The organism is Salinivibrio sp. ES.052, from assembly GCF_900141775.1.
Classification (GTDB): Bacteria; Pseudomonadota; Gammaproteobacteria; order Enterobacterales; family Vibrionaceae; genus Salinivibrio.
In genome coordinates this window covers 1677918-1704579 of the sequence record NZ_FSRI01000001.1, presented here as the reverse complement: position 1 = coordinate 1704579, position 26662 = coordinate 1677918, and the positions used below count along the sequence as shown (strand labels likewise).

23 protein-coding genes, 2 tRNA genes and 2 rRNA genes are annotated in these 26662 nt (G+C 49.7%); 14 read left to right on the top strand and 13 right to left on the bottom strand.

Going from position 1 to position 26662, the window contains the following annotated elements; all coding sequences use genetic code 11:
• Nucleotides 1–207 precede the first annotated feature (207 nt).
• The 4 genes from BUQ98_RS07895 (at nucleotide 208) to BUQ98_RS07880 (ending at nucleotide 3621) form a co-directional block, all read left to right on the top strand.
• Nucleotides 208–3097: ribosomal RNA gene (locus BUQ98_RS07895) — 23S ribosomal RNA — on the top strand.
• Nucleotides 3098–3183: 86 nt separating this feature from the next.
• A 5S ribosomal RNA gene (rrf, locus tag BUQ98_RS07890) occupies nucleotides 3184–3299 on the top strand.
• Between the two features lie 160 nt (nucleotides 3300–3459).
• A tRNA-Asp gene (locus BUQ98_RS07885) sits at nucleotides 3460–3536 on the top strand.
• A gap of 8 nt (nucleotides 3537–3544) precedes the next feature.
• Nucleotides 3545–3621: transfer RNA gene (locus tag BUQ98_RS07880), tRNA-Trp, on the top strand.
• A gap of 55 nt (nucleotides 3622–3676) precedes the next feature.
• Here the strand turns inward: BUQ98_RS07880 and BUQ98_RS07875 are convergent.
• On the bottom strand, nucleotides 3677–4075 hold the full coding sequence (locus BUQ98_RS07875) for a gamma-glutamylcyclotransferase family protein (RefSeq protein WP_074213258.1): 399 nt from the start codon (nucleotides 4073–4075) through the stop codon (nucleotides 3677–3679).
• 136 nt (nucleotides 4076–4211) lie between these two features.
• On the opposite strand from BUQ98_RS07875, the gene BUQ98_RS07870 reads away from it, so the two are divergent.
• On the top strand, nucleotides 4212–5102 hold the full coding sequence (locus tag BUQ98_RS07870) for an endonuclease/exonuclease/phosphatase family protein (RefSeq protein ID WP_083605233.1): 891 nt from the start codon (nucleotides 4212–4214) through the stop codon (nucleotides 5100–5102).
• Nucleotides 5103–5121: 19 nt separating this feature from the next.
• On the opposite strand, the gene BUQ98_RS07865 is transcribed toward BUQ98_RS07870, so the two are convergent.
• The 3 genes from BUQ98_RS07865 to gloB form a co-directional block, all read right to left on the bottom strand.
• A complete protein-coding gene (locus BUQ98_RS07865) occupies nucleotides 5122–5811 on the bottom strand; it encodes a YIP1 family protein (protein WP_371515105.1) in 690 nt (229 codons plus the stop codon).
• Nucleotides 5808–7385 (bottom strand): lytic transglycosylase, encoded by a 1578-nt coding sequence (locus BUQ98_RS07860; protein ID WP_074213257.1) that lies wholly within the window; start codon nucleotides 7383–7385, stop codon nucleotides 5808–5810. The genes BUQ98_RS07865 and BUQ98_RS07860 overlap by 4 nt, the downstream gene beginning before the upstream one ends.
• A 70-nt stretch (nucleotides 7386–7455) precedes the next feature.
• A complete protein-coding gene (gene gloB / locus BUQ98_RS07855) occupies nucleotides 7456–8214 on the bottom strand; it encodes a hydroxyacylglutathione hydrolase (RefSeq protein ID WP_074213256.1) in 759 nt (252 codons plus the stop codon).
• Between the two features lie 32 nt (nucleotides 8215–8246).
• Between gloB and BUQ98_RS07850 the strand changes: the two genes are divergently transcribed.
• Nucleotides 8247–8972 (top strand): class I SAM-dependent methyltransferase, encoded by a 726-nt coding sequence (locus tag BUQ98_RS07850; RefSeq protein WP_074213255.1) that lies wholly within the window; start codon nucleotides 8247–8249, stop codon nucleotides 8970–8972.
• A 10-nt stretch (nucleotides 8973–8982) separates the two neighbouring features.
• Here BUQ98_RS07850 and rnhA read toward each other — a convergent pair whose 3' ends face one another.
• The gene (gene rnhA, locus BUQ98_RS07845) at nucleotides 8983–9450 is read right to left on the bottom strand and encodes a ribonuclease HI (RefSeq protein ID WP_074213254.1); all 468 of its coding nucleotides are present in this window, start codon (nucleotides 9448–9450) and stop codon (nucleotides 8983–8985) included.
• Nucleotides 9451–9501: 51 nt separating this feature from the next.
• On the opposite strand from rnhA, the gene dnaQ reads away from it, so the two are divergent.
• Nucleotides 9502–10224, top strand: coding sequence for a DNA polymerase III subunit epsilon (dnaQ, locus tag BUQ98_RS07840; RefSeq protein ID WP_074213253.1), 723 nt, complete (start codon nucleotides 9502–9504; stop codon nucleotides 10222–10224).
• An 8-nt stretch (nucleotides 10225–10232) separates the two neighbouring features.
• Nucleotides 10233–11549 (top strand): TIGR03503 family protein, encoded by a 1317-nt coding sequence (locus tag BUQ98_RS07835; protein WP_074213252.1) that lies wholly within the window; start codon nucleotides 10233–10235, stop codon nucleotides 11547–11549.
• A 73-nt stretch (nucleotides 11550–11622) separates the two neighbouring features.
• Here the strand turns inward: BUQ98_RS07835 and fadE are convergent, their stop codons facing one another.
• On the bottom strand, nucleotides 11623–14067 hold the full coding sequence (gene fadE / locus BUQ98_RS07830; RefSeq protein WP_074213251.1) for an acyl-CoA dehydrogenase FadE: 2445 nt from the start codon (nucleotides 14065–14067) through the stop codon (nucleotides 11623–11625).
• A 312-nt stretch (nucleotides 14068–14379) separates the two neighbouring features.
• Here fadE and lpcA point away from each other — a divergent pair, with 312 nt between their 5' ends.
• Nucleotides 14380–14958: a D-sedoheptulose 7-phosphate isomerase gene (gene lpcA / locus BUQ98_RS07825; RefSeq protein ID WP_074213250.1), complete on the top strand. Its 579-nt coding sequence runs from the start codon at nucleotides 14380–14382 to the stop codon at nucleotides 14956–14958.
• A 21-nt stretch (nucleotides 14959–14979) separates the two neighbouring features.
• Nucleotides 14980–15768 carry a class II glutamine amidotransferase gene (locus BUQ98_RS07820; protein WP_074213249.1) on the top strand — a complete coding sequence of 263 codons (789 nt, stop codon included), beginning with the start codon at nucleotides 14980–14982 and terminating at the stop codon, nucleotides 15766–15768.
• 67 nt (nucleotides 15769–15835) lie between these two features.
• Here BUQ98_RS07820 and purN read toward each other — a convergent pair whose 3' ends face one another.
• Both purN and purM read right to left on the bottom strand, forming a co-directional pair.
• Nucleotides 15836–16471 carry a phosphoribosylglycinamide formyltransferase gene (gene purN / locus BUQ98_RS07815; RefSeq protein WP_074213248.1) on the bottom strand — a complete coding sequence of 212 codons (636 nt, stop codon included), beginning with the start codon at nucleotides 16469–16471 and terminating at the stop codon, nucleotides 15836–15838.
• Nucleotides 16468–17511 carry a phosphoribosylformylglycinamidine cyclo-ligase gene (purM, locus tag BUQ98_RS07810; protein WP_074213247.1) on the bottom strand — a complete coding sequence of 348 codons (1044 nt, stop codon included), beginning with the start codon at nucleotides 17509–17511 and terminating at the stop codon, nucleotides 16468–16470. The genes purN and purM overlap by 4 nt, the downstream gene beginning before the upstream one ends.
• A 184-nt stretch (nucleotides 17512–17695) precedes the next feature.
• Here purM and upp point away from each other — a divergent pair, with 184 nt between their 5' ends.
• Nucleotides 17696–18322 (top strand): uracil phosphoribosyltransferase, encoded by a 627-nt coding sequence (gene upp, locus BUQ98_RS07805; RefSeq protein ID WP_074213246.1) that lies wholly within the window; start codon nucleotides 17696–17698, stop codon nucleotides 18320–18322.
• Nucleotides 18323–18448: 126 nt separating this feature from the next.
• Here the strand turns inward: upp and dxs are convergent, their stop codons facing one another.
• Genes dxs through xseB form a run of 3 tightly spaced genes read right to left on the bottom strand, consistent with a single transcriptional unit; the run spans nucleotide 18449 to nucleotide 21488 of the window.
• Nucleotides 18449–20323 (bottom strand): 1-deoxy-D-xylulose-5-phosphate synthase, encoded by a 1875-nt coding sequence (gene dxs, locus BUQ98_RS07800; RefSeq protein WP_074213245.1) that lies wholly within the window; start codon nucleotides 20321–20323, stop codon nucleotides 18449–18451.
• Between the two features lie 27 nt (nucleotides 20324–20350).
• Nucleotides 20351–21250, bottom strand: a complete 900-nt coding sequence (gene ispA, locus BUQ98_RS07795) for a (2E,6E)-farnesyl diphosphate synthase (protein WP_074213244.1) — start codon at nucleotides 21248–21250, stop codon at nucleotides 20351–20353.
• Nucleotides 21243–21488: an exodeoxyribonuclease VII small subunit gene (xseB, locus tag BUQ98_RS07790; RefSeq protein ID WP_074213243.1), complete on the bottom strand. Its 246-nt coding sequence runs from the start codon at nucleotides 21486–21488 to the stop codon at nucleotides 21243–21245. The genes ispA and xseB overlap by 8 nt, the downstream gene beginning before the upstream one ends.
• 223 nt (nucleotides 21489–21711) lie before the next feature.
• On the opposite strand from xseB, the gene pomA reads away from it, so the two are divergent.
• The 3 genes from pomA to thiI all read left to right on the top strand — a co-directional run bounded on the left by pomA (nucleotide 21712) and on the right by thiI (nucleotide 25055).
• On the top strand, nucleotides 21712–22473 hold the full coding sequence (gene pomA / locus BUQ98_RS07785; protein ID WP_074213242.1) for a flagellar motor protein PomA: 762 nt from the start codon (nucleotides 21712–21714) through the stop codon (nucleotides 22471–22473).
• A 46-nt stretch (nucleotides 22474–22519) separates the two neighbouring features.
• Nucleotides 22520–23458 carry a flagellar motor protein MotB gene (locus BUQ98_RS07780; protein ID WP_074213241.1) on the top strand — a complete coding sequence of 313 codons (939 nt, stop codon included), beginning with the start codon at nucleotides 22520–22522 and terminating at the stop codon, nucleotides 23456–23458.
• A gap of 148 nt (nucleotides 23459–23606) precedes the next feature.
• Nucleotides 23607–25055, top strand: coding sequence for a tRNA uracil 4-sulfurtransferase ThiI (thiI, locus tag BUQ98_RS07775; RefSeq protein WP_074213240.1), 1449 nt, complete (start codon nucleotides 23607–23609; stop codon nucleotides 25053–25055).
• Nucleotides 25056–25120: 65 nt separating this feature from the next.
• On the opposite strand, the gene BUQ98_RS07770 is transcribed toward thiI, so the two are convergent.
• Complete coding sequence (locus BUQ98_RS07770) at nucleotides 25121–25729, bottom strand: DJ-1 family glyoxalase III (protein ID WP_074213239.1); 609 nt, start codon at nucleotides 25727–25729, stop codon at nucleotides 25121–25123.
• A complete protein-coding gene (locus BUQ98_RS07765) occupies nucleotides 25726–26616 on the bottom strand; it encodes a 2-dehydropantoate 2-reductase (RefSeq protein ID WP_074213238.1) in 891 nt (296 codons plus the stop codon). The genes BUQ98_RS07770 and BUQ98_RS07765 overlap by 4 nt, the downstream gene beginning before the upstream one ends.
• Nucleotides 26617–26662 lie beyond the last annotated feature (46 nt).

Here is a 26662-nt window from a genome sequence, read left to right as displayed (position 1 = left end):
ACAAAGTCATTCTTTAAGAATGACAGTAAAGTTCTCAATCAGTGACATGTAATGTCACTCACACAATCAAGTGTGCTTGGGCTTTGTCTTAGCAATAAGCAAAGTCTCTATTTTGAGTCCGGCAAAAACAAAACCTTAGTTGTTTAAACCGTTTGTTTTCACTTTTTAAAAGTGAAAGTAAATAAGCAAGACCTTTTGGGGTTGTATGGTTAAGTGACTAAGCGTAGACGGTGGATGCCTTGGCAGTCAGAGGCGATGAAGGACGTATTAACTTGCGAAAAGCCCAGATAAGGCAGTAAAAGCCATTTGAATCTGGGATGTCCGAATGGGGAAACCCACCTGCATAAGCAGGTATCTTAGCGTGAATACATAGCGCTAAGAGGCGAACTCGGGGAACTGAAACATCTAAGTACCCGAAGGAAAAGAAATCAATTGAGATTCCGGCAGTAGCGGCGAGCGACCCCGGAACAGCCCTTAAGCAGACTTGGCGTTAGGTGAACAGGTTGGAAAACCTGGCAACAAAGGGTGATAGCCCCGTAACCGACGGCGCCATATCTGTGAAAACGAGTAGGACGGGACACGTGATATCTTGTCTGAACATGGGGGGACCATCCTCCAAGGCTAAATACTCCTGACTGACCGATAGTGAACCAGTACCGTGAGGGAAAGGCGAAAAGAACCCCTGTGAGGGGAGTGAAATAGAACCTGAAACCGTCTACGTACAAGCAGTGGGAGCCTCCTTTGTGGGGTGACCGCGTACCTTTTGTATAATGGGTCAGCGACTTAATGTAAGTAGCAAGGTTAACCGCATAGGGGAGCCGTAGGGAAACCGAGTCTTAACTGGGCGTACAGTTGCTTGCATTAGACCCGAAACCGAGTGATCTAGCCATGGGCAGGTTGAAGGTTGAGTAACATCAACTGGAGGACCGAACTCACTAACGTTGAAAAGTTAGGAGATGACCTGTGGCTAGGGGTGAAAGGCCAATCAAACTCGGAGATAGCTGGTTCTCCCCGAAAGCTATTTAGGTAGCGCCTCGGACGAACACTACTGGGGGTAGAGCACTGTTAAGGCTAGGGGGTCATCCCGACTTACCAACCCTTTGCAAACTCCGAATACCAGTAAGTGCTATCCGGGAGACACACGGCGGGTGCTAACGTCCGTCGTGGAGAGGGAAACAACCCAGACCGCCAGCTAAGGTCCCAAAGTTATCGCTAAGTGGGAAACGATGTGGGAAGGCTCAGACAGCCAGGATGTTGGCTTAGAAGCAGCCATCATTTAAAGAAAGCGTAATAGCTCACTGGTCGAGTCGGCCTGCGCGGAAGATGTAACGGGGCTAAGCGATACACCGAAGCTGCGGCAATGCGATTTATCGTATTGGGTAGGGGAGCGTTGTGTAAGCCGTTGAAGGTGTGCTGAGAGGCATGCTGGAGGTATCACAAGTGCGAATGCTGACATGAGTAACGATAATGGGGGTGAAAAACCTCCACGCCGGAAGACCAAGGGTTCCTGTCCAACGTTAATCGGGGCAGGGTAAGTCGGCCCCTAAGGCGAGGCCGAAAGGCGTAGTCGATGGGAAACGGGTTAATATTCCCGTACTGCTGCTTACTGCGATGGGGGGACGGAGAAGGCTAGGTGGGCCTGGCGATGGTAGTCCAGGTTCAAGGGTGTAGGCTGTAATCTTAGGCAAATCCGGGATTACACACGGTCGAGACCCGATGTCGAGCCACCAAGGTGGTGAAGTCATTGATGCCATGCTTCCGGGAAAAGCCTCTAAGCTTCAGGTAAGTAGGAACCGTACTCCAAACCGACACAGGTGGTCGGGTAGAGAATACCAAGGCGCTTGAGAGAACTCGGGTGAAGGAACTAGGCAAAATGGTACCGTAACTTCGGGAGAAGGTACGCTGCCCACGGTGAAGTTCCTTGCGGATGGAGCTATGGGCAGTCGCAGATACCAGGTGGCTGCAACTGTTTATTAAAAACACAGCACTGTGCAAAATCGAAAGATGACGTATACGGTGTGACGCCTGCCCGGTGCCGGAAGGTTAATTGATGTGGTTATCGCAAGAGAAGCCATTGATCGAAGCCCCGGTAAACGGCGGCCGTAACTATAACGGTCCTAAGGTAGCGAAATTCCTTGTCGGGTAAGTTCCGACCTGCACGAATGGCGTAATGATGGCCACGCTGTCTCCACCCGAGACTCAGTGAAATTGAAATCGCAGTGAAGATGCTGTGTACCCGCGGCTAGACGGAAAGACCCCGTGAACCTTTACTACAGCTTGGCACTGAACATTGAGCCTACATGTGTAGGATAGGTGGGAGGCTTTGAAACGGCGACGCCAGTTGTCGCGGAGCCAACCTTGAAATACCACCCTTGTATGTTTGATGTTCTAACTTAGCCCCCTTATCGGGGGTGAGGACAGTGCCTGGTGGGTAGTTTGACTGGGGCGGTCTCCTCCCAAAGAGTAACGGAGGAGCACGAAGGTGGGCTAATCACGGTCGGACATCGTGAGGTTAGTGCAATGGCATAAGCCCGCTTAACTGCGAGAGTGACGGCTCGAGCAGGTACGAAAGTAGGTCATAGTGATCCGGTGGTTCTGAATGGAAGGGCCATCGCTCAACGGATAAAAGGTACTCCGGGGATAACAGGCTGATACCGCCCAAGAGTTCATATCGACGGCGGTGTTTGGCACCTCGATGTCGGCTCATCACATCCTGGGGCTGAAGTCGGTCCCAAGGGTATGGCTGTTCGCCATTTAAAGTGGTACGCGAGCTGGGTTTAGAACGTCGTGAGACAGTTCGGTCCCTATCTGCCGTGGGCGTTGGATGATTGAGGGGAGCTGCTCCTAGTACGAGAGGACCGGAGTGGACGAACCGCTGGTGTTCGGGTTGTGTCGCCAGACGCATTGCCCGGTAGCTAAGTTCGGCACAGATAAGCGCTGAAAGCATCTAAGCGCGAAGCTGGCCCCGAGATGAGTCATCCCTAGAGCTTCGAGCTCTCTAAAGGGTTGTCGTAGACTACGACGTTGATAGGCAGGGTGTGTAAGCGCTGTGAGGCGTTGAGCTAACCTGTACTAATTGCCCGTGCGGCTTAACCATACAACACCCAAGAGGTTTTGGGTTGGACTCGAAATAAGCCAGTTGATTGTGGCGAGAACGAACAGCTTTCTAGATTACCGAATTTGCTTGGCGACCATAGCGCTTTGGACCCACCTGACTCCATGCCGAACTCAGTAGTGAAACGAAGCAGCGCCGATGGTAGTGTGGGGTCTCCCCATGTGAGAGTAGGACATCGCCAGGCTTTGATTATAAATTGCGCCTATTGCTTGCGATTTTTGATAGCTGCGATGCTCATGTATTGGCATACATTGTGCGTCTCGCTTCAAAACTCACTGCGCATAGCTCGCAATTTGAGCATCAAAGCAGATTGACGTAAGACTTTGATGAGACAGAATTGGTGCGGAGTGGTAGTTCAGTTGGTTAGAATACCGGCCTGTCACGCCGGGGGTCGCGGGTTCGAGTCCCGTCCACTCCGCCACTTTTTATAGGGGTATAGCTCCAACTGGCAGAGCAGCGGATTCCAAATCCGCGTGTTGGGGGTTCGAATCCCTCTACCCCTGCCACTTAAAAAGCACTGACATCCGTCAGTGCTTTTTTTTTATCTATTCAACGACTCTTCTAATAGTTTTTGGCCACGAACTGACTTGGGCCGGTTGCATCGGTTTGATGGTTAAAACAGAGTTCATAGGCAAATGCTGTTGTGTGCATTGGCTTTTGACCGCTGTCACCCTGGTACTCTACTTCCACAATTACCCTTTGATAACCTGAGCCTTCAAATACATCGATATTGGGCAGATCGTGAGATAAATCTGCTGCTTTTAAAAGCCAGCCCTCTACACGGTCATTTGGAGAGTCACTGAGTTCGATGCCAGGGTAGCCCGAGGCCGATCCTCGGCCACGGTCAGTACGTACCGCTTGTACGCTCGCAGTAAACCATTGTCCTTTGATATCAGCAAGCACATGGTGGTTTGTGCCTTCTGGGCAGAGTGTTCCGTATACGAAGAGGTTGTTGAGCATAGGCGTCGCTCCATGAATACACCTTGTTATAATTACACTTCTATCCTATCCCTGAGAGGAAGTAGGCGGCAAGTCATAACGATCGTTTATCCCTTGTATTTAGATGTGAACGATCGCAAAATCGGCGCCCGTTGTCGTGGCAACCTATACTCACAGTGGCGATCTTTATGGTGGTGATCAAGTAATGAAACGGCGTATTGGCAAAGTAGTAGCTTGGGGCAGTGCAATTTTAGTGCCTGCCGCTGTCGTTGGCGTTAATGGCTACTTTACCGTGCCGGACGGTGCCCAGTTGCACACGGTATCTGGTATTTATCGTCAGTGTGTTGATTATACGCACTCGTTACCATTAGATGAGGAAGGGCGTTTTTCGTTATTGGTTTGGAATATTTATAAGCAGCAACGCCCACAGTGGGATACGGCATTGAATCAGTACAGTGATCCCCATCGGCTCATGTTATTGCAGGAGGCCAGTTTTGGGCCGCAATTAGCGCGTTGGATCACGCAATCATCGCTTCATTATGATCAAGCCTATGCGTTTGCGATGCAAGATGCGGTAGCCGGAGTAATGAACTTGTCTAAGGTCAACCCCTTACATAGTTGTGCTTATACAGCGGTTGAGCCTTATCTTCGCTTACCGAAAAGTGCATTGTACAGTGAATATCAGCTCTCAAATGGTCAGCGACTTGCTGTGGTTAATATTCATAGTATCAATTTCACTTATGCGATGGCAGCCTATAAAAAGCAATTAGCAGCGCTGGAACAAGCGTTGTCACGTGTTGATGGACCGATTATTTTGGCGGGAGATTTTAATACGTGGTCACAACGGCGGTTAGAAGCTGTCAGGGCGATGGTTTCACGATTATCACTACAAGAAATGCACTTTCAACCTGATCAACGCATGACAAAGTTTGGACTGCCATTAGATCATGTTTTTTATCGAGGTTTAGCGGTTGAACAAGCGAGTGCGGTGGATAATGGTGCCTCCGATCACGCAGCGATGGAGGCACAACTTAAAATTATTGGTTGAGTTAGTCGGAGATTATGACTTAACTCAGGGCAATAGTGATCGCCCAACCACCAAAGACCGCCACCCAAGGCAAGGTGGCGACGACAATCGCTTTACCTTGACTGAGAGGCGTCCACGTCCCAACAGCAGTAATACTTAATACCCAATACCATGGAAGTAACAATGGCAAACTGGTTGCCCAGGCTGTCCAAGGTGACGTCAGCGGCAGCTTGAGCAGGCCATTTAGACTATTAAGATCAGCATGAGCGGGCAAAATAAAGCTCGGGGAGAGCGTCATGTTGGTATAGCTTGCCAAATCCCCAATCACGGCCGGTAAAAAGATAAAGCAAGATGCCGCGAGCCAGTGACGATAACCAAAATTAGGGGCTTCTTGTTTCGTGGCTAACCGAAACCAAAGCGCTAAGGCAAAAATCACCGCGGCACGACCAAACCAATCCCCCAATACTTCAGAGGCTAAGAGTGTTTCTCGTTGTAACCACTTTTGCGCTTCTGCTTGAGGCATGGATAGCTGTTGAGCCAGTGCTTGCTGAAGAGCAGAAAGATCCGTGTGATCAAAATAAGCACTCCAAAATGCAATCGCGCTTAAACACATCAGCAAGTAAGCGAACCAGCCCCATGCCGGTCGTTGACTTAAGGCGGCAAAGCAGGCGCTCGGGCGAAGCACGATGTCTCGTAAAGCGCTAAAAGGATTGTTTGATGCTTCCATCATGATCCGCTACTCCGTGATACATCAATATGAAGCGTTAACTGCTGTCCTGGTTGGATGTAAGCGTTCTGGCGTAACTGGTTCCATTTTACTAAATCAGACACCGACACATTGTAATGGTGGGCAATACTGCTCAGTGAGTCACCTTGGCGAATACGGTAGGTGATAGTCCGAACGCGCTGAGCGTTTGCTTCATTGTCCCACACCACTAATTCTTGACCAATGCTTAAAGTATCGCGAGGGCTCATGCCGTTCCACTTGGCGAGTTGGTGATAGTCGACTTCATAACGGCGAGCGATAGTCCAGAAGCTATCACCTCGGCGTACTGTGTGCGTACGTTTGTACCCGTCACGCTCAGCGGCTTGTAACGCGGCTAAACGTTGAGGCGCACTGAGCGTGTATTGCGATTCGTCTTTTAGTGAAACAGGGATCATCAAGCGTTGGCCAATATGAATACGTGAAGAGCGCAGTTGGTTAGCGCGCTTTAGTACCTTGACGGTTGTGTTGTACTCGGCGGCAATCACACTCAAACTGTCACCTGACTTCACCGCATAGCGCTCGACACGCAGCCCTTGATTATCATTCTTGGTCAGTTCTGTATTAAAGCGCGCAACGTTATTGGTCGGTAATAATAAATGAGTAGGACCTGACGGAGACGTCGCCCAATGATTATATGCGGGGTTCAGACTCTGCAGCTCGGATACGCTAAGACCTGCGTAGTTAGCGGCTAATGCGAGATCCATTTGCATGCCAGGATCAACCATGGTCAACGCTGGTTGGTTAGGGATTGCTGGCACATTTAAACCGTATTTATCTTTATGGCGAAGTACATCGCCGAGGGCGATCAGTTTGGGGACGTAGCTACTGGTTTCCTTGGGAAGATCCAGATGCCAAAAATCAGTTGGTTTTCCCCGTTGCTCATTACGACGGATCGCTCTGGAGACACGTCCTTCTCCTGAATTGTAAGCGGCAAGTGCGTGTAGCCAGTTACCATCAAACATCCCGTGTAAGTATTCGAGATAGTCGAGCGCTGCATCGGTTGATTGGACCACATCACGCCGACCGTCGTACCACCAGTTTTGCTCTAAACCAAAACGGCGTCCCGTTGCTGGGACGAATTGCCACAAACCGGCTGCTCGACCGTGAGAGTAAGCAAACTGATCGAACGAGCTCTCGACAATAGGTAGCAGAGCCAGCTCTAACGGCATATTCCGAGCTTCCACCTTTTCAACGATAAGGTGCAGAAATGGGGTCGCGCGTTCAGCGACGGTCGCGATATGATTAGGGTACTTTAAATACCAATTCCGATAGCGCCTTACTGACGCATTGTTTGGAACGGGTAGGGAGAGCTGCATACTGATCCGCTGCCAAACATCATCTTGTTTTTGCGGTGAAAGTACCGTTGGGATTGTAGAGGCGGTTACATCTCGCTTTGTCGCAGTTTCAGCGGACGTTTTTGAGGTTTTCTGAGCCGCAACAGGGGGCGCTTTAGGGGCGATATCCGTGTTTTGAGCGTCACCGGTTGACTGACATCCGCTCAGCAACAGCGTGCTCAATAAAACAAAACGGTACTTCATTGCATAAAACCTTCGTCCAAAATAGCCGATGATGATAGGGGTTGGCCTCATTGATGACAAGAGACTCAGCTCAAAATTCGTCCTTCCACTGTCGCAGGGCTCGGAAAACGTCTAACTCACTTTCCCCTTGTGCACGTCCGCTGACTGCTTGAATAACCGTAGGCTCTTGTGTGCGTAGGAAGGGGTTAATGCGTTTTTCTCGTCCAATAGTACTCGGAAGTGTTTGTTTTTCCTGTGCTCGTAGTCGGTTTACTTCTTCACGGTATAAATGAAGCGCATCATTTTCTGGCTCGACGGTCAGTGCAAAAGCCACATTTGCTGCTGTGTATTCATGAGCACAATAGACTTCTGTTTCAATCGGTAATGAAGCTAATTTCTTCAGCGAATTGATGGCTTGTTCTGCCGTTCCGCCCAATAAACGACCGCAACCCGCAGAGAACAGTGCATCGCCGCAAAATAGCTTTCCATCACCGACAAAGGCAATATGATCCTCTGTATGCCCCTCGACACCGACCACTAAAAACCGATGATCGAAGACGTCTATTTGGTCACTGTCACCGACTGCCATCGTTAGACGAGGAATGGGCTTTACATCCGGTCCAATGACACTGGCATTAGGTGCAAAGCGTACAAGATCTTCAACGCCATTGGTGTGATCCCAGTGATGGTGTGTGATGAGAATGCAAGATAAAGTCAGATCATGAGTCTTAATATAGTCAATAACCTGACTTGCCTCACCGGGATCGACCACGGCGCATCGATTATCTTCACTAATAATGAGCCATATGTAATTATCGTTAAATGCAGGTATGCTTTTGACGTGAAGCATTGGGTTCTCCAGCGATAGAATGAGCCTTAACAATGAAACCAGCGCGCATTGAACATCAGTTTGATTATCCCTACACCTGGGACCAGGTCGCTTACGGTGATTGGGCGCGCACCCAATTGCAAACCCGATTGGATGAATGGCTACCGACTTTATTCGGGTATCACATGCTTAAATTGGGCGGATTAAGCTGCGAGCTGATCAGTGAACAGTGTAACATTCAACACCAAGTCTGTGTCGATAAACACAACCCCATGCGTAACATCACCGCGGCACATTATTCATTGCCTTTCATCCAAAAGTCTTTCGATGCATGCATATTGGCGCATCAACTTGATTATAGCGATGACCCTCACCGATTATTAAGAGAAGTGGATCGCGTGATGATTGATGATGGCTGTTTGATTTTGTCGGGCATCAACCCAACCAGCTTATTCGGCGTGAAAAAGTTGATACGAGGCCGGCATCAACGTTTGCCCTGGGGAGGACGTATGTTTTCACCATTGCGGGTGAAAGATTGGTTAAGTGTGATGAATTACGAAGTGATTGCGGCACACCAAATGGGACTATGGCCGACGCAATACCCTAGAGCGCGCCATGCATGGGTTGAAAGTAGTGGTAGCCTATTCACCCCGGTACTTGGGTCTATTTATGTGATGATGGCGCGCAAACGCAGTTATCCGCTCAAACCGATTAAACCACGTTGGAAATTAAAGCAAGCAGTTTCACCGCTAGGTGGTGTGGTCCCTAACGGTGGCTAGTTGATGGTTCTCATTCGGATGGCTGATAGCCTTCATCGATATCTGTCGGGTGATTAGCCGCTTGGCGTGCGAGTTCGTCACAACGCTCATTTTCAGGGTGACCAGCATGGCCCTTTACCCAGTTCCAAGTGATCTGATGCTGGGACGCCGCTTGATCTAATTGCTGCCATAAATCGGCATTTTTAACTGGTTTCTTCCCAGCCGTTTTCCACTGACGCTTTTTCCAATTATGGATCCACTGAGTAATACCTTGGCGGACATACTGGCTGTCTGTGGTCAGAACCACTTCGCAGGGGCTTTTTAGCGTTTTTAATCCCATGATTGCTGCCATCAACTCCATCCGGTTGTTGGTCGTGAGGGTGAATCCAGCACTAAGCGTTTTTTCATGGTGTTTGTAGCGCATCACCACGCCATATCCACCAGGTCCAGGGTTACCGAGGCATGAGCCATCTGTGAAAATTTCTACCTGCTTGGTCATCTTTGATACTATGGTCTATTCGTCTGAGCCAAGTTTGACACAGTTATTGCCATGAAAGCGAATTATGATCGTCTCGTCGTGCTTGATACCGAAACCACGGGTATGAACCGCGAAGGGGGGCCGCACTACCAAGGCCACAATATTATTGAAATCGGCGCGGTTGAAATTATCAATCGCAAGCTGACGGGGCGGCACTTTCATGCCTATATTAAGCCCACGCGTACTATCGATCCCGAAGCCATTTCGGTACATGGTATCACTGATGCCTTTTTATCTGACAAGCCTCAATATGCCCAAATCCATCAAGCCTTTGTTGATTTTATTCAAGGGGCGGAGCTGATTGCCCACAATGCTCCCTTTGATGTGGGGTTCATGGATCACGAATTTAAAAACATAGGTGTCTCGCTGCACACCAATGAGATATGTACGATCACTGATACCCTTGCGATGGCGAAGAAAATCTTCCCTGGGAAGCGTAATAACCTTGATGTGTTATGTGACCGATATGGCATTGATAACTCAAGGCGCACCTTGCACGGGGCATTGCTGGATGCGGAGATTTTAGCTGACGTCTACCTGTTGATGACCGGTGGGCAAACTAATCTTTCATTTAATGCCGGTACCGACACAGATAACGCAAGTCCGATGGCGCCAAGAACGGTTAAACGTCAGAAATCGCTAAAGGTTATCCCTGCGTCGGCCGATGAAATGAATGCGCATGAAGCGCGTTTAGACTTTATTGAGCAAAACGGGAGCTGCCTTTGGCGGCAGTAGGAGTAGGCATGAAAAAGCGGTGGTGGGCAGTGTGTTTTTGTTTCCCCTTGTTGGTTCACGCCAATGAACAAGAAATTCGGCTGCTAGAAAACCGTTTTCGTGTCGATCCAACGATTGAGCGTGCGGCTTTTGTTATATATCGAGAAAAGCCCAGTATGCCAGTTGTGCTAGTCCGCCCTGATGGCACTAAATATTACGCATGGCGTCATCCTGATAAAGTGTCTTGGCACCAAGAGGCGGATATGGATATTGTGTCTATTACTGAGCCGATGCCGGGCCCTTGGCAAGCGATTGGGCGAGTTAGCCCAGACAATAAAGTGAGGGTATTGAGTGATCTGCGAATGCAAGTTGATGATTTGCCTACACGGCTCTATCAAGGTGAAGCGGTTAAGTTCACGGCCCAGTTAATGCTGGGGGATAAGCCGCTTATTCTTCGTGACTTTATTGAACGTGTTGCCCTCACTGTTAATTTTACCGAATTCATCGAAAATCCCGAGTCGCTTAACCCTGACCAGCGTCCAAAACCCAAATCGTTGGGGCAGTTTAGTGATGATGGGACTGGGCTTGACGAAGCCCCTAATGATGGTGTGTTTACCGTGTCTTTGCCCGTTAACGTGATGCCCGGCAAATATCGTGCACGCGTGACATCGGGTAATGGGATTTTTTTTCGTACACTAGAGCAACAAGTCTTGGTCTATCCAACGCCTTTGATGGCGACGTTCAAACAAAGCCAAGAAGAGGGCGAGCCGCACAAACTGATCGTTCAGTCTGAGCAGGCCAGTATTGAGCCTGGCAGTGTTTCCGTTCACGCAAAGTTTACCAATACAGAAGGGGAAACCACGGTTTACCAAACCACGGCTGAGGAAAAACAGCAGACGATCATGCTAGATATCCCCTACGCTAGTACGCCAGGGCAGTATAAATGGCGAACAACGATTTATGCGACTGATCAGCTATCTGGGCGCCCATTGGTTTTTCCACTTCCTGAACAAACCTTTGCGGTCACGGATTATGCGGCACTAGAACAAGCGGAAGCGGAGCGAGAAGCACGTGAAAAATCCATGATGGAAGCGGCAGAGAAGCGTCGTCAACAAAGAGAGCGAGAAGAAGCGCGAACTACGTCTTTGCTGATCATTGGACTGGGGAATTTGTTGGTTATGCTGATGGGTGGCGCTACTTGGTTTATATTGCGAAAACGCAAAGCGCGTAAGTTAGCAGAAGCCGCCCATGAGCTTGAGGCTCCGCCTCCTGATAAAGAGGGAGAGACAACGGATAACATGGATGATCTCGATCTTGATATGGATGGGCCCAATAAAAAGGATTAGTCAGCATCAAAAAGAGATAAAAAAAGAGAGGGAAGTCCCTCTCTTTTTGTCTTATAGGCTATGCATATGACGATTAAGCAGCATTATGCATTTTATTCTCTTTAATCGAAGCAGCAGGTAGCTCGGCAGGATCAAAATCATCAACATTGATAGTTTCAAGTCGGCCTTGTTCGGCTTCGCGGAGCAAGGCTGCTTCTTGCTCTGAAATCACCCCTGCGTGCAAGCCTTTATCCGCGACTTGATCGAGGAACATAAATGGCAGCTTCTCACCCATACCGTCACACACTTTCTTGTGGATAGGCTCGGCGTTAAGGATGTCATGCAGCGCTTTCTCGATATTGCCAATCGCATTACCTGGCTCTAAGAATTGGCCTCGACCAATACGATCACGGGTTGCACTGGGTGATTGTAAAATCACCGCTAGTTTACCATCAAGACGGTCTCCAGGCCGACGGCGACCTTTACCGAGAGGAAAAACCAGCACACGAACAAGCCCTGCAATTACTCTATTGGGGAAGTTAGCCAGAAAACCATCTAGTGCTTGTTCAGCTTGGTACATGGCATCTTGCATGCCCCAATGAACCAGCGGGAGGTCTTCTTTTTGATAGCCCTCATCGGCATAGCGTTTCATGGTTGCTGAAGCAAGATAAAGCTGGCTAAGCACATCGCCAAGGCGCGCTGACAAGCGCTCTTTGCGCTTGAGGTTACCACCGAGCACTGCCATCGAAACATCAGCAAGTAAGGCAAGTGCAGAGCTGTAACGGTTCATCTGCTGGTAATAACGACGCGTCGCATCTTTGCGTGGTGCCCTGGATAAACGGCCATCAGTTAAACCAAGCCAAAGTGTGCGGGCAACATTGCTAAATACGAATCCCACATGGCCGAATAATGCTTTATCAAACGCTGTGAGGGCCGCTTGTTGGTCATTGTTCTCGGTCGCGCGGATCTCATCCAGCACGAATGGATGACAACGAATCGCACCTTGGCCAAAGATGATCATTGAACGCGTCAGGATGTTGGCACCTTCCACCGTAATGGCAATTGGTGAGCCTTGGTAGTTGCGTCCCAGGAAGTTTTTCGGGCCGAGGCAGATGCCTTTACCGCCGACAACGTCCATCGCGTCAATCACACCTTGTTGGCTGCGATGGGTACAGTGGTATTTGACGATAGCTGAGATAACCGAAGGTTTTTCCCCTGCATCAATCCCTGTGACGGTTAAGGCACTGGCAGCATCCATTACATAGGCATTACCTGCGATTCGAGCCAAAGGCTCCTCAATGCCTTCCATTTTACCAATCGGCAATTTGAATTGGCGACGAATACGCGCATAGGCCCCTGTTGCTAATGCCGCAGACTTGAGTCCACCAGTTGTATTCGAGGGCAGGGTAATGCCGCGGCCGATAGACAAGCATTCCATCAGCATACGCCAGCCTTGGCCAGCCATTTTCTGGCCACCGATAATAAAGTCCATTGGCACGAAGACTTCATTACCTTGGGTTGGGCCATTTTGGAACGGCACGTTTAATGGGAAATGTCGACGACCAATTTGAACGTCTTCAAGATCCGTTGGGATCAGCGCACAAGTAATGCCAAGTTCGTCTTGATCGCCTAATAGGTGTTCAGGATCGCGTAGCTTGAAAGCCAGACCCAACACAGTGGCGACCGGAGCGAGGGTGATATAGCGCTTGTTCCAGGTGATTTTCATCCCCAGGACTTCTTCGCCGTTCCACATACCTTTCGTCACTACCCCGTAGTCAGGGATAGATCCTGCATCAGAGCCCGCTTCTGGGCTAGTCAACGCAAAACAAGGTATTTCTTTACCTTGGGCCAAACGAGGAAGGTAGTGGTCTTTTTGTTCCGTGGTGCCATAATGCTGTAGCAGTTCACCTGGCCCCAGAGAGTTAGGGACACCGACAGTGGATGACAGCACGCCAGAAATGCCAGATAGTTTTTGCAGGACCAGAGATTGTGCGTAGGCAGAAAACTCTAGGCCGCCATATTGCTTTTTGATGATCATGGCGAAGAACTGATTGTCCTTCAAATATTGCCAGACCTCCTCGGGCAGGTCAGCCAATTCATGGGTGACTTGATAGTCATCCACCATGCGACAGACCTCGTTGACCGGCCCATCTAAAAACGCCTGCTCTTCGGCGCTCAGTGTGGGAGCGGGAATGTCATGCAGTTTGTTCCAATCCGGTGCGCCGCGGAATAAATCGGCTTCCCACCAGACTGTACCCGCATCAATCGCTTCTTTTTCCGTTGCTGACATTTCCGGCATCACGGACTTAAATGCTTTGAACGCCGGCTTGCTGAGCCAGTTGCGACGAAACGTCACGATATTAAGCGGCAATGCAAATACGGCGAAGATCAACCAGGTGATCTGCCCGACACTGCCGATGATTGTCCCTACAACTAGCCCGGCTGCGAGTACGGCAGTCGAAACGAGTAACTTAGCACGATGGTATGCGAGTACACCGGCCAGTATTAGCATGGCGGCGATATATAACCCTGTTGCCATCACGTCATCTCCTTAGGTTTGGTTAGCCCTTACTCTTCGTGGTAAGAGGTCGTACCACTCAATGTAAGCAAATAATTAACGAATTGTAAAATGATACGGTGTGACCTGGCTTGCAAGGTGAGAAAATCACCACCTTGGTATTTGTGCCGATGGCAAGATAGGTTGCCATTCAAGCAAACGTGACCTGGCTCGCTTGCAGGGAGGTGACGGCAGTCGACAGCCATAAAACGATACGGGTACACTGGCGGTTGTCATGCCTTGTGCCTAACCTGCGTGACTAGGCGAGATATTTGTTAACAATGGGGAAGTGCCATGTACCAAGAGATTATTCGCGGCGAGCTGACAGAAGCGGCCGATGTGTTAACCGCGTTTTTAAGTGATGACACTAACATTCAGCAAATCGAGAAAGCAGCGAAACTGCTAGCTGATAGCTTTAAGGCAAGTGGCAAGGTGCTCTCTTGCGGTAATGGTGGCTCGCATTGTGATGCGATGCATTTTGCTGAAGAATTGACGGGGCGTTACCGAGAAAATCGCCCTGGTTATCCAGCGATTGCCATTTCAGATCCAAGCCATATTTCGTGCGTCTCGAATGACTTTGGCTACGAGTATGTTTTCTCACGTTATCTCGAAGCGGTGGGGATGAAAGGCGACGTGTTGTTTGGGCTATCAACGTCGGGCAATTCGGGAAATATTCTCAATGCCATTGATGTTGCTAAACAAAAAGGCATGAAGACCATTATGCTCACGGGGAAAGACGGCGGTAAAATGGCTGGGCTAGCTGATATTGAAATTCGTGTTCCCCACTTTGGCTACGCTGATCGTATCCAAGAAGTGCATATTAAAATTATCCATATTCTTATCCAGCTGGTGGAAAAGGAAATGGCAGCATAATTCGCGGAGGTAGATGAAAGAATGTGTGAGCTGCTTGGCATGAGCGCCAACGTCCCAACCGATATTTGTTTTAGCTTTACTGGCTTGATCCAGCGCGGCGGTAAAACGGGCCCACATCGTGATGGATGGGGGATCACTTTTTACGAAGGCAAGGGGTTTCGTACCTTTAAAGATCCTGCTCCGAGCAGCCAGTCTAAAGTGGCGGAATTGGTGACCAGTTATCCGATCAAAAGTTGTGCGGTAGTCAGCCATATTCGCCAAGCGAATCGCGGTGGTGTCAGCCTGGAAAACACACATCCTTTCACTCGTGAAATTTGGGGACGTCATTGGACCTTTGCCCACAATGGTCAGCTGTCTGGATTTGAGAGCTTGGATACCGGACATTTTAAACCTGTGGGAGAGACGGACAGTGAGAAAGCGTTCTGTTGGTTGTTGAATGAGCTGTTCAAGCACTATCCGCAGCAGCCAGATAACATGTGTGAGGTGTTTGATTTTATCGCATCACGCTGTGATCGGTTGCGCTCGCTAGGTATCTACAACATGCTGTTTAGCGATGGGGATTATGTGATGGCATATTGTACCAATAATCTCCATTGGATCACGCGTCGGGCACCGTTTGGTCAAGCGAGCTTGATAGACCAAGAAATGACGGTTGACTTTCATGAGCAGACCACGCCGAACGACGTAGTAACCGTGATAGCCACCCAGCCGCTGACTAATAATGAACGCTGGCATAAGATGACAGAAGGGGAATACTGTGTGTTTCACTTCGGCGAGGTATATTGTGCCAACCACGCATCGGCCTCTTAGCCAGCAAAAAAATAAGGCGTGTTAGCGCCTTATTTTTTGATATTAACGGGAGAGCGGCCTATGCCTCCTATGCCTCTGCCGCGTAACCTGCCGGGCCGAGAGCCTGGCCATCAAGCCAGGCGCGCTCCTCTTTCATTTTTAGGCGACCACCAACAAACCATTTGACCACCAGTGGATAGATCCTGTGCTCTTGTTGCTGCACGCGTGCTGCTACCGACTCTGCATCGTCATCGGCAAAAATAGGCACGCGAGCTTGGAGCACCACGGGCCCACCATCAAGCTCCTCAGTGACAAAATGCACCGATGTGCCGTGCTCCTGATCGCCAGCGTCAATGGCGCGCTGGTGGGTATGCAACCCTGTGTATTTGGGAAGCAGTGACGGATGGATATTCAGCATTCGGCCCGCATAGTGGGCAACAAAACCTGGGGTTAAAATACGCATAAAGCCCGCCAGTACCACGAGGTCGGGTTGATAAGCATCTAGCGCTCGAATAAGCGCGGCATCATAATCTTCCCGGCTCGCATAGTCGGTGTTGGCGACCACTTGAGCTGAGATGCCCGCTTGCTCTGCACGAGTGAGGCCATAGGCATCAGCCTTATTGGCTATCACCGCGGCAATATGCGCATGTTGCGGGTGGACGCTATCAATCAATGCTTGCAAGTTAGACCCACTGCCGGAAATTAATACGACAATGCGCTTCATGCTTTGAGCTCCACCTGGGCTTCGTCGCTTGTCGCCTGCGCGATATGACCCAGTTGCCAAGCGGTTTCACCTGCTTGATTCAATAGAGCAATCGCCTTGTCGGCTTCTGCCTGAGGGAGCGCAATCACCAGACCTACACCACAGTTAAAGGTGCGTAGCATTTCGTAGTCACTGACGTTGCCTTTTTCTTGCAGCCAGTTAAACACTGCAGGCCATTGCCAGCTAGTATTATCGATCACCGCCTTGGTGCCTGCGGGTAGCACGCGGGGGATGTTCTCCCAAAAACCACCACCGGTGATATGGGAAATAGCGTGAACGGGAGTTTGCTCAAGAAGCGTTAATACCGATTTGACATAAATGCGGGTTGGCGCTAACAAGTGCTCGATAAGTGGTTGACCTTCCAAGTCGTCACTCAGGTTTGCTTGACTGACATCGAGGATCTTGCGAATCAGTGAGTAGCCGTTTGAATGCGGGCCACTAGAGGCTAGTCCAATTAAGGCATCGCCATCGCTGACTTTGCTACCGTCAATGATTGCGGATTTCTCGGCAACACCGACACAAAACCCCGCGACATCATAATCGTCGCCACTATACATGCCTGGCATTTCAGCTGTTTCACCACCGATCAATGCACAGCCTGCTTGCTGGCAACCTTGCGCGATACCCGTTACAACGTCTGCTGCCACGTCAACATCCAGCTTGCCTGTTGCATAGTAGTCGAGGAAAAAGAGAGGCTCAGCACCTTGCACAATCAGATCGTTAACGCACATCGCAACCAGATCGATGCCGATAGTGTCGTGTTTATTCGCATCCAGCGCTAAGCGCAGTTTGGTACCTACCCCGTCTGTACCAGAGACCAGTACGGGCTCTTTGTATTTGGTTGGCAATGAACAAAGTGCACCAAAGCCGCCTAGGCCTCCCATGACTTCGGGACGGTGTGTTTGTTTTACTACCCCTTTAATGCGGTCGACTAGTGCGTTACCAGCGTCAATATCGACACCAGCGTCCTTATAGCTAAGAGATGATTGTTTACCGCTCACTGCAATTCCTCGCCGGAGTTGGAAGTCAAAAGTCGGCGCTATTCTATCAGTGCAGTTAGAGAAAGGAAAACGTTTGCGCAAGCAGTTTGGTGAGAATATGGACGATATATCAAGCCCTATGCCTACGCTAGCAAAATCGTTTCATGTATACTACCGAGAATTTGTTTTTTATAAGGAGTCTAAGATGAAGGTCGTGGAAGTAAGGCATCCGTTAGTCAAACATAAAATCGGCTTGATGCGTGAGCGCGATATCAGTACCAAGCGGTTTCGCGAGCTTGCCACTGAAGTGGGCAGCCTGCTGACTTATGAAGCAACCTCAGACTTCGATACAGAAAAAGTAACGATCGATGGCTGGGATGGCCCGGTTGATGTCGACCAAATAAAAGGCAAAAAAGTAACGGTTGTTCCTATCCTGCGGGCAGGTTTAGGCATGATGGATGGTGTACTCGAACATGTCCCTGGAGCGCGGATCAGCGTCGTGGGTGTGTATCGTGACGAAGAAACCCTTGAGCCAGTGCCGTACTTCCATAAACTGGCAAGCAATATCGATGAACGTATGGCCTTAGTGGTTGATCCCATGTTGGCGACTGGTGGCTCGATGATTGCGACGATCGATTTGCTTAAAGAGCAAGGCTGCCAGCACATCAAGGTATTGGTGCTGGTCTCTGCGCCAGAAGGGATTGAAGCATTGAAAAAAGCGCACCCTGATATTGAACTCTACACCGCAGCGATCGACGAAAAGCTTGACGATAAAGGTTACATCGTTCCTGGTCTTGGTGATGCAGGCGATAAGATTTTTGGTACCAAGTAAACCTGAGTTATCGTCTTATGCCATTGCGTGAATAGCGTGGTGAAGCATTAAAAAAACCCGCTCACTGGTAGCGGGTTTTATCGTTAGGGCTTTATCACCCACTGACTATCAGCCTTATCTCTTAGTCTACTCAGCCAGTTTGGCTAAATAACGTTGGATTTGTGCCTCAATGCCGGCATCATCGAGCTCCAGTTCAGCATGTGCCTCTTGCTGGGTGCCCTGAGAGATAAAGCGATCAGGCAGGCCGATTTGTAGCACAGGCTTGATAACGCCATGACGCATCAAGGCTTCAATCACCCCGGAGCCTGCACCACCCGCGATCGCGTTTTCTTCTATCGTAACGAGGCAATCATGCGTTTTCGCCATTTCTGCGATAAGAGCGTCATCTAATGGTTTGGCAAAGCGCATATCGACAACAGTCGCGTCGAGTGCTTCTGCCGCGACGATTGCGCTCGGTAATAATGTCCCAAAGTTAAGTATCGCAACACGTTCCCCGTGACGTTTAACGACGCCTTTACCTATTGGTAACGCTTGCATGATATCTTCGACTTCTGTGCCTATGCCGCTTCCGCGAGGATAACGGACAGCGGCGGGTCCAGTGTGTATGTGGCCGGTATACAACATTTGACGACACTCGTTTTCATCACTTGGCGTCATCACTACCAGATTGGGAATGCAGCGTAAGTAGCTTAAATCAAAGGCCCCTTGGTGGGTTTGACCATCTGCGCCAACAATCCCACCACGGTCAATGGCAAACAATACCGGCAAATTCATAATCGCCACATCGTGGATGACTTGGTCATACGCGCGCTGCAAGAAGGTTGAGTAAATCGCCACCACAGGATGGTATGTACCGATTGCCATGCCCGCGGCCAGTGTCACGGAATGCTGCTCAGCAATGGCAACATCAAAGTATTTGTCTGGGTGCGCTTTAGAAAAGCGTACCATGCCAGAGCCTTCACGCATGGCAGGGGTAATCGCGAGCAACTTATCATCTTGCTCTGCCATATCGCATAGCCAGTCACCGAAGACATTAGAAAAGGTTGGGCTGGCCGGCTTAGATTTAGGCAGTGTGTGCACACTGGGGTCAAATTTAGGTACAGCATGGTAACCGATAGGATCTTTTTCCGCCGGCTCGTAGCCTTTCCCTTTTTTGGTCATCACATGTAAAAACTGTGGCCCTTTTAGGTGGCGCATATTTTTGAGGGTTTTGACTAGCTCTTCTACGTCGTGACCATCAATCGGGCCAATATAGTTGAATCCTAGCTCTTCAAACATGGTACCTGGGACAACCATGCCTTTAAGGTGTTCTTCCGCGCGGCGCACCAACTCTTTGATGGGTGGCGCGCCCGACAATACTTTCTTACCGCCTTCTCGAATGCTGGTATAGACGTTGCCAGAGAGGAGTTGAGCAAAGTGATTATTTAGCGCGCCGACATTTTCAGAAATCGACATTTCGTTGTCGTTAAGGACCACGAGCATATCCGGCTTGATATCGCCAGCATGATTCATGGCTTCAAAGGCCATACCAGCGGTAATGGCACCATCGCCAATCACACTGACTACGCGTCGATTTTGCCCTTCCTTTTGCGCGCATATCGCCATCCCTAATGCGGCACTGATCGAGGTTGAAGAATGGCCAACAGAAAGTACGTCATAAGGGCTTTCTTCTCGCCAAGGGAAAGGGTGGAGTCCCTCTTTTTTCCGGATCGTAGGCATTTTCTCCCGCCGACCGGTCAATATTTTGTGAGGATAGGCTTGGTGTCCTACATCCCAGACGAGATGATCGAACGGTGTGTTATAGACATAGTGCAGCGCCACAGTAAGTTCCACGGTGCCAAGCCCTGAAGCAAAGTGGCCACTTGAATGACTGACTGTGTTGAGTAAATAGGTACGTAACTCCTCACAAAGCTGTGGCAGGTGATCGCGTGGTAAGGTACGCAATTCTTCCGGCGTATCAGCAAGAGCGAGAGTTGGGTATTTTGATATATCCAGTGTCATAATGGTTCGGCGCTTTTATTGGTAATACTAGTTGTTGCGCTCGATGATATATCGGGCAAAAACTTCCAGTTGTTCGGTATTGTAGGGGATTGCCTCTAAGGCGTGTAGTGCTTCTTGGTAAAGTTGTTCCGCTTTTTCTTGCGCACCAGTGAGACCCAACAAGGCCGGGTAGGTGCTTTTATCCGCATTGATATCCGATCCTTGCGGCTTGCCCAGGGTTTGTGTATCGCTGGTAATGTCTAAGATGTCGTCTTGCACTTGGAATGCTAGCCCGATAGCGTCGGCAAAGTTATCAAGCTGATTTAAGTAGGCGACCCCAGGATCGCCAGCGGCATAGGCGCCGAGTCTCACCGCCCCTTTGATTAGCGCACCGGTTTTATTACGGTGAATACGTTTGAGTGCTTCAAGATCAACAGCACGCCCTTCAGCGGCCAAATCCAGCGATTGCCCCAAACACATACCTGCTGCGCCACTCGCCTCGGCTAAAGCCTTCACCATGTTTATACGGTAAGGGGCGGCAGCTGGACTGAGCCGGCCTTCGGCTAGCACGGTAAAGGCCAGCGTTTGTAAGGCATCGCCAGCCAGAATCGCAGTGGCTTCGTCAAAGACGACATGACAAGTTGGCTGACCACGCCGCAAACTGTCGTCATCCATCGCAGGTAAGTCATCATGAATCAAAGAGTAAGCATGAATGCATTCCACCGCGACAGCCGGTGTATCGAGCTGTTCTAAAGCAAGCCCGAAAAGTTGCCCCGTTGCATAGGTTAAAAAAGGGCGAATCCGTTTGCCGCCGAGCAATAATCCATGGCGCATCGCTTGGATAAGAGGTTGCTCTTGGGACGTTAGGGTCTCAAGCCACATTTCAAGTTGCTGATTACTTCGCGTTTGTGCCTTCTGTAAGGCATCTTGTACAACAGTGTTAGTCATCGTTTTGGGGAGAAAACTCAGTCAGTGGCCCATTATCTTCTTGCGAGAGCAAGATCTCTACCCGTTGCTCAGCATCAGCCAGGGTTTTCTGTCCTTGTCGCGTTAAGGCGATACCGCGCTCAAAGCGCTTCATTGCCGTATCAAGCGGGAGCTCACCGGACTCTAATGCTCCCACAATGGTGTCTAACTCTTTGAGCGTGTCCTCAAAGGTCATATTTTCTGGTTTCTTCACAGCCATGATGCCATAAAATTAGAGAAGAGAGGCTAGACGGTAACCCAGCGATGAAAAGTGGTCAAACCGCTCAGCATGATTTTGTGTTCTCAACGCCTAAGCTGCGAATGGCATGTTATCCTTGTTGCTATCTGCGGATTTACGCTAAACCTATAGGGTTGGTTGCCGATATAACCAATACCCTAAAAAATGAAAAACAATGACTTGATGTAATTTAAGGGAGACTGACGTGGATATAGCGACGCTCATCGGCATTATTGGCTCGTTTGCATTCGTAATAATGGCGATGCTGTTGGGCGGCACCATGAACATGTATTTTGACGTACCATCGGTACTGATCGTCATCGGGGGCAGTTTATTTGTTGTCTTGACCAAATACACCATGGGGCAGTTTTTCGGCAGCTTTAAGATCGCCGGCAAGGCTTTTATGTTTAGCGCCGATGATCCGGAAGATTTGATTGCCAAGATCATTGAAATGGCAGATGCCGCCCGCAAAGGGGGCTTTTTGGCCCTAGAAGAAATGGAAGTGAAAAACTCCTTTATGCAAAAAGGCGTCGACTTGTTGGTTGATGGCCATGATGCGGATGTGGTCCGTTCCACGTTACACAAAGATATTAATCTGACCGAAGAGCGCCACGACCACGGGATCGGCTTCTATAGCGCTTTGGCGGATGTCGCTCCGGCGATGGGCATGATAGGGACCTTGATAGGGCTGGTGGCCATGCTGTCGAACATGGATGATCCTAAAGCGATTGGTCCCGCAATGGCGGTTGCTTTGTTGACAACCATGTACGGGGCGATGCTGGCAAACATGGTTGCCACGCCGATAGCGAATAAATTGGCATTACGTAAAGAACAAGAGAAGTTGAATCGACGCTTGATCATGGATGGCTTACTCGCGATTCAAGATGGCCAAAACCCGCGTGTGATCGATGGGTTTTTGAAAAATTACCTCAATGAAAGCAAGCGTGCGGTTGATGTCGATAATTAATCGGTTTGTGGTCGTTACCATAAAGAGCGAGAAGTAAGGAGTCTTCATGGCACAACAGCAAGAAGAAGAGGAATGTAAATGTCCACCGCCCGGCTTACCGCCGTGGATGGGGACGTTTGCTGACTTGATGTCACTTCTTATGTGCTTTTTCGTCCTTTTGTTATCTTTTTCTGAAATGGATGTCCTCAAGTTTAAGCAAATTGCTGGCTCGATGAAGTTTGCGTTTGGGGTACAAAATGTGCTCGAAGTGAAAGATATTCCCAAAGGGACCAGTGTGATCGCGCAAGAGTTCCGTCCGGGTCGTCCAGAGCCGACCCCCATTGAAGTGATCATGCAACAGACCATTGATATGACGCAACGCACCTTGGACTTCCAAGAAGGGGAAGATGATCGCTCGGGGGGCTCACAACGCAATACGTCTGATAAAGAGGGCGGCACTAGCGCGCAAGTGGCGTCGCAATTAGAGCAGCAGAGAATGCAGCAGCAACTGGAGCAGTTGCAAAAGGCACTGATGCAGGCACTGCAACGCGAAATTGATGAAGGGGCGGTGGAAGTTGAAAATCTGGGGCAACAGTTGGTGATACGGATCCGCGAAAAAGGCGCATTCCCTCAGAATTCTGCGTTTTTACAGCCAAAATTTCGCCCAATGGTCAGGCAAATAGCGCAACTAGTGAAAGATGTCCCCGGTGAAATTAAAGTCTCTGGCCACACCGATAGCTCGCCTCTAGAGTCTGAATTGTACCGCTCCAATTGGGATCTTTCCGCACAGCGCGCGGTATCCGTCGCGCAAGAAATGGAAAAAGTGCCTGGCTTTAATCACTTACGTATGAAAGTGGAAGGCTTGGCGGATACGCAGCCGCGAGCACCTAATAACTCCTCGGATAACCGTGCTTCCAATCGCCGTGTGGAAATTGCAGTGATTCAAGGGAAACCGACGTATTCAGACGAGATTTCTACGGACAACGCGGCAGAGGTGGTGCCCTAAACTAAAACATGGGCTTTAACTGATTGTCTATTAAGACAAGTTCTCGTCTGTGTTTTATCTTTCTGATAGATGCAAAAATACCCGGTTTCAGCAGAGCTTTGGTTATTGTATAATCCGCGGCTTTGTTCCCTGCTGTATCGAACCGGTTATGAAGTTTATCGTTAAAATTCACCCTGAGGTGATTATAAAAAGTGAGTCAGTCAGAAAGCGTTTTACAAAAATCCTCGAGTGCAATATTCGTAATATTTTAAAGCGTCGGACTGATAATACGGCGGTATATAACCGTCGGGATCACATTGAGGTGACGTTAAAACAACCTAACGAGCGCCAATTGGTTCTGGATGTGTTAACCAACACGCCAGGGGTGCAAACCGTGCTTGAGGTTGAGCAAACCTTGTTTAACGATTTACATCATATCTATGAGCTCACATTGGCGGGCGTACGTCATCAAATTGAAGGGAAAACCTTTTGTGTGCGCGCTAAGCGTCGTGGGCAGCATGACTTTACCTCTATCGATCTTGAGCGCTATGTCGGTGGCGGATTAAACCAAGCCGTACCGTCGGCCAGCGTGCAACTGAAAAAACCGGATGTCACCGTAATGATGGAAGTGGACCACGACAAGCTCAACGTGGTGAAACATCGTCACGCAGGCTTGGGGGGCTTTCCGCTCGGTACACAGGAAGATGTATTGAGCTTGATTTCTGGTGGGTTCGACTCAGGGGTGTCCAGCTACTTGCACATCAAACGTGGCAGCAAAGTGCACTACTGTTTCTTTAATCTAGGCGGCAAATCGCATGAAACGGGCGTGCAGCAGGTGTCTCATTACCTATGGAATAAATTTGGCTCTTCAGCCAAAGTGAAATTTATTTCTATTGATTTTGAGCCGGTCGTCAACAGCATCCTGGAAAATATCGATAATGCGCAGATGGGCGTGGTGCTTAAACGTATGTTTATGCGTGCAGCGGCCATGGTGGCGAAACGGTTTGGTATTCAGGCACTGGTAACTGGTGAAGCGTTAGGGCAGGTATCGAGCCAAACGCTGACCAACCTGCGCATGATTGATAACGTCACGGATAGCTTGATTTTGCGCCCACTGATTAACTGGGACAAAGAAGACATTATTCAAACGGCACGTAAAATTGGCACAGAAGATTTTGCCAAAACCATGCCTGAGTATTGTGGCGTGATTTCCAAAAAGCCTACGGTGAAAGCCGAAAAAGCCAAGCTGGAGCACGAAGAAACCAAGTTTGATTTTAGATTGCTTGAGCAAGTGGTTGATAACGCCACAGTGATGGATATCCGTGATATTGAAGCATTGAGCCAAGAAAAAGCGCCGGAAGCGGAGCTGGTCAATGAGGTGGAAAACGGTGCGGTCGTGCTTGATATTCGCAGCCGTGAAGAGCAAGAGGATAAGCCACTGGTCATTGAAGACGCCGATGTGGTGCACATTCCTTTCTTCAAACTGGCCACTCAGTTTGGCGACCTTGATCAAACGAAAACTTACTTACTCTATTGTGAGCGCGGGGTGATGAGCCGTTTGCAGGCGCTGTACCTTAAAGATATGGGCTATGAGAACGTCAAAGTGTACCGAGTCTAACCCTTGTACACGATAAAAACAGGCAGCCAATTGGCTGCCTGTTTGCGATTAAGCCCTGAGTGAATTTAGCTTTCAGTGAATTTTTTCTCATAATGCAGTTGTGGCAGGGGCATCATTGGCTCAGCCACTTGCCATGCCAAAGCTTTGCCGCCCAACACATGGACGATTTCAATCGCGAACTCCATTGCCGAGCCTGGCCCCTGGCTGGTAATCAAATGATGGTCATAATCGGTCATTACGCGGCGCCGGCTTAGCCACTGCGCTGGGATCTGATCGCTCACGCTCGGGTGACAGCTCATATGAGAGGTCGGGAATAGCTGGTGGCGTTGTAACACCAGAGCTGGTGCGGCACAAATCGCAGCGACCCAGGCATTGTCGCTCTGTTGCTGCTTAACGATCTCGGTAATCAGGTTACTGTCCCCTAAGCATTGGGCTCCCTCAATACCACCGGGCAATATCACACAATCAAACGGTTGGTCGGCCACCGTTGCTAGCGCGGTGTCACAGACCAGTTTGACACCACGGGAGCAGGTAAGGGTCAGCGCGCCATCGGGATCGGCACTGGCAACGGTGATGTCAAAGTCCGCGCGTTTCATGACATCAATGGCAGTCACGGCTTCCATTTCTTCTGTGCCGTTGGCCATACAAATCAGGATACGCTGCTTGTTACTCATGATGATTCCTTATTCTTTTCCGCTTGTTGTATCGCTTGGTATAGCTGCTGATGATGTGGGGTTGAAATCTGGTGCGTGTTGGCGCGTTGCAACACATAGCCCGTGATGTATTCCAGCTCTGTCGGGCGACGGTAAAACACATCGCGATTCATTGAAGAGTAGTTGTCTGCGGTTGCCTTGGCGACTGTTTCCACACGTTGACGCACCTCGGTGGCAGAGGCGAGGATCCGCTCCGCACGCATCACAGTGGCTAATTCTTGGCACAATGCGTCAATGATAGGGTCGTAGTCTAGCTTGAGCAATTCACCGTTTCTTATCCCATGTAAGGCGGTAAGCGGATTGATGACGCTATTGACCGCGAGTTTATACCACAGCGATTCAATAATATTGCTCTGCCAGGTTGCTGTTGGCAAGGCATGATCAAACACATCGGCGAGAAACTGACAGGCTTCACCGGCTTTGTTACCAGCCCCGAGCGCCGTGGGGCCATTGCCTGTGTGCTGATACTCGCCTGTTTCAGCGCGAAACACGCCCTGTGAAGTGGTCGCGAGCAGTAGCGGCTGGCTGGCAGGTAAGTAGTCGGTTAGCCACTGGTGTGGCCCCATGCCATTATGCATCAACATCACCATGGTCTCCGGCTCAAGATCAGGAAAGCACGGCGTTAAGGCTGCTTGCACGTCATAGGCTTTGGTGCATACCAGCCAAAGATCACTGCATCGAAGTATGTCTGGTTGGTTGGCGGGCAAGGTAAGGGAGGCACCGTCCAGATTGAGCACTCGCTGATGAGCGTTATCGCGGGTGATAAGATGAACGTGATGACCCGCTTGGCTTAATTTTACCGCCCATAAGGTGCCGATGGCACCGGCGCCTATCAAGGTGATCCGCATGACACTTGCCTATCGATGAAAAAGCCAGTGTATCACAGACAATATA

Coding starts and splice junctions, on each gene's coding strand:
- lpcA (WP_074213250.1), top strand. CDS start 14,380: ATGTACCAAGAGATTATTCGCGGCGAGCTGACAGAAGCGGCCGATGTG.
- BUQ98_RS07860 (WP_074213257.1), bottom strand. CDS start 7,385: ATGAAGTACCGTTTTGTTTTATTGAGCACGCTGTTGCTGAGCGGATGT.
- dxs (WP_074213245.1), bottom strand. CDS start 20,323: ATGACACTGGATATATCAAAATACCCAACTCTCGCTCTTGCTGATACG.
- BUQ98_RS07835 (WP_074213252.1), top strand. CDS start 10,233: ATGAAAAAGCGGTGGTGGGCAGTGTGTTTTTGTTTCCCCTTGTTGGTT.
- BUQ98_RS07820 (WP_074213249.1), top strand. CDS start 14,980: ATGTGTGAGCTGCTTGGCATGAGCGCCAACGTCCCAACCGATATTTGT.
- purN (WP_074213248.1), bottom strand. CDS start 16,471: ATGAAGCGCATTGTCGTATTAATTTCCGGCAGTGGGTCTAACTTGCAA.
- BUQ98_RS07875 (WP_074213258.1), bottom strand. CDS start 4,075: ATGCTCAACAACCTCTTCGTATACGGAACACTCTGCCCAGAAGGCACA.
- rnhA (WP_074213254.1), bottom strand. CDS start 9,450: ATGACCAAGCAGGTAGAAATTTTCACAGATGGCTCATGCCTCGGTAAC.
- dnaQ (WP_074213253.1), top strand. CDS start 9,502: ATGAAAGCGAATTATGATCGTCTCGTCGTGCTTGATACCGAAACCACG.
- BUQ98_RS07865 (WP_371515105.1), bottom strand. CDS start 5,811: ATGATGGAAGCATCAAACAATCCTTTTAGCGCTTTACGAGACATCGTG.
- ispA (WP_074213244.1), bottom strand. CDS start 21,250: ATGACTAACACTGTTGTACAAGATGCCTTACAGAAGGCACAAACGCGA.
- fadE (WP_074213251.1), bottom strand. CDS start 14,067: ATGGCAACAGGGTTATATATCGCCGCCATGCTAATACTGGCCGGTGTA.
- BUQ98_RS07850 (WP_074213255.1), top strand. CDS start 8,247: ATGAAACCAGCGCGCATTGAACATCAGTTTGATTATCCCTACACCTGG.
- upp (WP_074213246.1), top strand. CDS start 17,696: ATGAAGGTCGTGGAAGTAAGGCATCCGTTAGTCAAACATAAAATCGGC.
- BUQ98_RS07780 (WP_074213241.1), top strand. CDS start 22,520: ATGGCACAACAGCAAGAAGAAGAGGAATGTAAATGTCCACCGCCCGGC.
- gloB (WP_074213256.1), bottom strand. CDS start 8,214: ATGCTTCACGTCAAAAGCATACCTGCATTTAACGATAATTACATATGG.
- thiI (WP_074213240.1), top strand. CDS start 23,607: ATGAAGTTTATCGTTAAAATTCACCCTGAGGTGATTATAAAAAGTGAG.
- xseB (WP_074213243.1), bottom strand. CDS start 21,488: ATGGCTGTGAAGAAACCAGAAAATATGACCTTTGAGGACACGCTCAAA.
- BUQ98_RS07765 (WP_074213238.1), bottom strand. CDS start 26,616: ATGCGGATCACCTTGATAGGCGCCGGTGCCATCGGCACCTTATGGGCG.
- BUQ98_RS07770 (WP_074213239.1), bottom strand. CDS start 25,729: ATGAGTAACAAGCAGCGTATCCTGATTTGTATGGCCAACGGCACAGAA.